This window comes from Pyxidicoccus fallax, from assembly GCF_012933655.1.
Taxonomy (GTDB): Bacteria; Myxococcota; Myxococcia; order Myxococcales; family Myxococcaceae; genus Myxococcus; species Myxococcus fallax.
On record NZ_JABBJJ010000579.1, the window covers coordinates 1 to 4,228 of the forward strand.

General features: G+C 72.3%; 2 protein-coding genes and 1 pseudogene. 2 read left to right on the top strand and 1 reads right to left on the bottom strand.

What is annotated here, in order from left to right:
* The first annotated feature begins 328 nt into the window (after nt 1-328).
* Nucleotides 329-2,740 carry an ABC transporter permease gene (locus HG543_RS51945; protein WP_169352414.1) on the top strand — a complete coding sequence of 804 codons (2,412 nt, stop codon included), beginning with the start codon at nt 329-331 and terminating at the stop codon, nt 2,738-2,740.
* Between the two features lie 24 nt (nt 2,741-2,764).
* Here HG543_RS51945 and HG543_RS51950 read toward each other — a convergent pair whose 3' ends face one another.
* Nucleotides 2,765-3,763: a hypothetical protein gene (locus tag HG543_RS51950; RefSeq protein ID WP_169352415.1), complete on the bottom strand. Its 999-nt coding sequence runs from the start codon at nt 3,761-3,763 to the stop codon at nt 2,765-2,767.
* Nucleotides 3,764-4,010: 247 nt separating this feature from the next.
* On the opposite strand from HG543_RS51950, the pseudogene HG543_RS51955 reads away from it, so the two are divergent.
* Nucleotides 4,011-4,228, top strand: a pseudogene (locus HG543_RS51955) (AMP-binding protein); the annotation flags it as partial.

Consider the following 4,228-nt stretch of genomic DNA (forward strand, 5'->3'; position numbering starts at 1 on the left):
CGGGGCCTTACGACGTCCTGGCTGAATCAGGCGCGACGTTGTGCAGCCCGGCTTTCACTCCGCTGCCGCAGGACTCCTTCCATGACGTCGCTCGTCAGGCCCTGACCCGACTTCGCTGAAGGAGGTTAGCGCTCTCGCGTCTTGGGTCCCGGAGGGCCGGTGCCTCGCGGGCCGGCCCGCCGGCTCGGGACGCGAGACGGGGGGTTTGTCCGCTTCTGGGATGCCACGTTCCACGTCCGGACACGCACGGCGGGTCCGAGCGGCGCGCCCCGGGCCGGGCGGCCGGGTGGGAAGTGGCGCTAGAGTTGCAGTGCTTCTGGCGCCCCCCATGTCCCAGCTCCTCCAGGACGTTCGTCTGTCCCTGCGCCGGATGCGGCGCGAGTTCGCCTTCACCTTCGTTGTCGTGGCCACGCTCGCGCTGGCCATTGGCGCGACGACAGCCGTCTTCAGCGTGGTGTACCAGGTGCTGCTGCGGCCGCTGCCATACCCGGAGCCGGCGCGGCTGGTGCGCCTGTTCCAGTCGACGCCGCAGCGCGAGCGCATGGGCGTGTCGCTCCTGGCCGTCCAGGCCTGGCGTGAGCGCGCGCACGCGTTCCAGGGCATCGAGGGCCTGACGCTGCGCGACTTCACGCTCCTCGGAGACGGGCCGGCGGAGCGCGTGCGCTCGGCGCGGGCGACGGCGGGGCTGCTGCCACTCCTGGGCGTGCGGCCGGTGCTGGGGCAGGCCTTCGGCGCGGAGTCGGAGGTGCCGGGGAGAGATCAGGTGGTCCTGCTCGGCCATGGCCTGTGGCAGCGCCGCTTCGGGGGACGCCCGGACGTGGTGGGCCGGACGCTGCTCCTCGACGGCAACGTCTACACGGTGCAGGGGGTGCTGCCCGCGGACTTCCGCTTCGCCCCGGACGTGGACCTGTGGACGCCGCTGGCCCCGAACCCCGCCGTGTCCGCGGAGGAGGAGCCGGCGCGCATCTTCATGCGGGTGGTGGCGCGCCTTCGCCCTGGCGTCACGGTGGACGCGGCCCGGTCCGAGCTGGAGGCACTGGCCGCGTCGCTGGCGCGCGAGCCCGCGTACGCGGAGCTGCCCGCGGGCGCGCGACTGCTGCCGCTGCACGCGCACATGGTGGAGAAGACGCGGGAGCAGCTCTGGCTGCTGGCGGGCGTGGTGGCGCTGGTGCTCCTCGTGGCGTGCGCCAACGTGGCCAACCTGCTGCTGGCCCGGGCCAGCGCGCGGGAGCGGGAGGTATCGGTGCGCGCCGCCCTGGGCGCGGGCCGGGCGCAGTTGATGCGGCAGTTCCTGGTGGAGAGCGGGTTGCTGGCACTCGCGGGCGGCGCCTCGGGGCTGGTGCTGACGCTGTGGGGCATGGACCTGATGCGCGCGCTGATGCCGGGCGAGGTGCTGCCGGCGGAGGCGGTGCGGCTGGAGCCGCACGTGCTGGCCATCGCCGCGCTGCTGTCGCTGCTCACCAGCTTCATGTTCGGTCTGGTGCCGGCGATGCGGGCCGCGCGGGCGGATGGGCGCGGAGCGCTCGGAGGGCTTCGTGGGGGCCGGGGTGCCACGGGGCAGGGCAGGGCGCGTGCCGCGCTGGTGGTGGCGCAGGTGGCGCTGGCGCTCGTGCCGCTGGTGGGCGCGGGGCTGATGCTGCGCACGCTCCACTCGCTGTACCAGGTGCCGCTGGGCTTCGAGCCTCGCGGCATCACCGTCGCGGACGTGTTCGTCCCCCGCGAGAAGTACCGCGACGATGCGTCCCGGCGGCTCGTGCTCGAGTCGCTGCTGGAGCGGGTGCGGGGGGTGCCGGGCGTGGAGTCCGCGGGCCTGGCCAGCACGGTGCCGCTGTGGGGACGCACCGGCGTGGCGTCGGTGCTGCTGCCCGGCGAGGACGAGGCCGTGGCGAAGACCCGCGAGCTGGCCCTCTTCCGCACCGCGACGGACGGCTATCTCGCCACCCTGGACATTCCCGTGAAGGAGGGGCGGGGCATCGAGCCCACGGACCGGCAGGGCACCGCGCCGGTGGCGGTCGTCAACGAGGCCTTCGCCCGGCGCTACTTCCCCGGCCGGAGCGCGGTGGGGCAGCGGGTGAAGCTGGCGCTCGACGGCGAGGACTTCCGCGAGGTGGTGGGCGTGGTGGGCGACGTCCACCACGACAGCCTGGGCGAGGAGCCGGACGCGGAAATCTACATGCCCGCGGGCCAGTTCCCGGTGCTCTACATGCTGCTCACCGTGCGCTCCACGCAGGACGCGGCCACGCTGGCGCCCGTCATCCGCGAGCAGCTGCGCGCGGTGGACCCGGACATGCCGCTGGTCCAGGTGCGCTCCATGGTGGACGTGGTGGATGCGAGCCTGGGGCGCACGCAGGTGCTGGGGACGCTGCTGGCGACGCTGGCCGTGCTGGGGCTGGTCCTGGCGGGAGTGGGGCTGTACGGCGTGCTGGCGTACTCGGTGAGCCAGCGCACCCGGGAGCTGGGCATCCGTGTCGCGCTGGGCGCCACGGACGGCCAGCTGGTGTGGCTGGTGGTGGGGCACGGCCTGCGGCTGGCCGCGGTGGGCGTGGTGCTGGGCCTCGCGGGTGCGGCCGTGCTCGCGCGGAGCCTGTCCGGCCTGCTGTACGGCGTGGGCGCGTTCGACGTGTTCACCTTCGTCGCGGTGCCGTCGCTGCTCGGTGCCGTGGCGCTGCTGGCGAGCTGGCTGCCCGCCCGCCGCGCCCTGAGCGTGCCACCCCACGAGGCGCTGCGCGCGGAGGACTGAGCCTCCGCCCGCGCGCTCACGGCCTCAGGGGCAGCGCACCACGCCGATGTCCGAGGTGCGCGTGCCCGTGCCGCCGCTGAGCGTGCTGCCCGAGTGGGCGCCGCACGTGGCCCAGGCCCTGACGGCGGTGGGCGGATTGAAGGGATTGAAGGGGCCGATCCAGAAGGAGCCCCGCTCCACCTTCTCCGAGTTGTTGGCGCTGCTGCTTCCCCCGCTGAAGGCGGTGCCGAGCAGGTCCACGTAGGTGACGCCCACCCGCATCGAGTGCGACTCGCCCACCTGCCGCGTGCAGACCCAGGGAATGAAGCCCCTCCAGCAGAAGAAGCGCTCCGTGCGCGTGCCGCCGCTGACGCGCTCGGTGACGCTGTTGGTGAGGTGGAAGAGGGTGTGCACGTTGATGGAGTAGCCGCGGATGCAGAAGCCCGAGGCGTTGCAGAAGGTGCCGGTGCCGACGGCCGCTTCGCTCACGGTGTCCGACACGGCCTTTCCCTCGACACGGTCGACCGGCGGAATCTTGACGTCTCCGCAGAGCTCCGGGCGCACGCAGATGCGCTCATCGCCGACGTGGATGTAGCCCTGGAGCCCTCCGAGGAACGCGCCCACGGGGTTGATGACGTCGTGCACGGACTTCGTCTCACCGTCCACCAGCACCGGCGCTCCGGCCATGGCGTAGTCGCCGCTGACGCCCTCCAGCTCGCCCGTCTTCGGGTGGTAGTGCACGCGGGCGTTGAGCTTCGTGTGCGCGAACTCCGCGAACTCCTTCCAGTCCCCGAACCGCATCGGCTCCGGACTGGCTGGCTGGAACACCACCTTGTCGCCCGTGGCGTCGAAGCGCACCTGGCCGGGCTTGTCGACGCTGAAGACGGTGGCCGTTGGTGCGCCCGGAAGCGCCTCCTCCGCGAAGGCTTGGATATCGCCGAACTCCACGTCGGCGGGCGGCGCCTCCTCCGTGTCCCCACACGCGGTGGTGAGCGCCGTGAGCCACACGAGTCCTGTGACGAGCTGCGTCCCTGAAAACCTCATGGTGATTCCCCCTTTTCCCGCTCGGATGGATGCCTGGGTTTCATGCGGGCTGATGTCTCAGCAACCCAGGGCGGGTCACACCTGCCTCCGGTGTGACCTGAGGAATGCTCCCCGGAGCTGTGCTCTGCCTCCAGTTTTCTACTGAGGGTGTGGGCGAGCAGGCCAGATCAATCCAGGCCATGGCAGTCGGCGGGGGACATTCAGTAAGACCCGACTAGCCAGAACGCATCCCGCGCGCGCTCCCCCCATGTCCCAGCCCCGAACCCTCATCGACCTCCTGGAAGAGCGAAGCCTCACGCGTCCCGAGCATCACCTCTACACGTTCCTGGAGGACGGCACCGGAGAGGGGACCGCGCTGACGCGCGGCGAGCTGTACTCACGCGCCCGTCGCATCGGCGCGGCGCTCCAGCAGATGGCTCCCGCGGGCGAGCGCGCGGTGCTGCTGTATCCGCCCGGCGCCGACTA

Bases quoted from the DNA above. Each gene is read 5' to 3' on its own strand.
- HG543_RS51950 (WP_169352415.1), bottom strand. From the start codon at position 3,763: ATGAGGTTTTCAGGGACGCAGCTCGTCACAGGACTCGTGTGGCTCACG.
- HG543_RS51945 (WP_169352414.1), top strand. From the start codon at position 329: ATGTCCCAGCTCCTCCAGGACGTTCGTCTGTCCCTGCGCCGGATGCGG.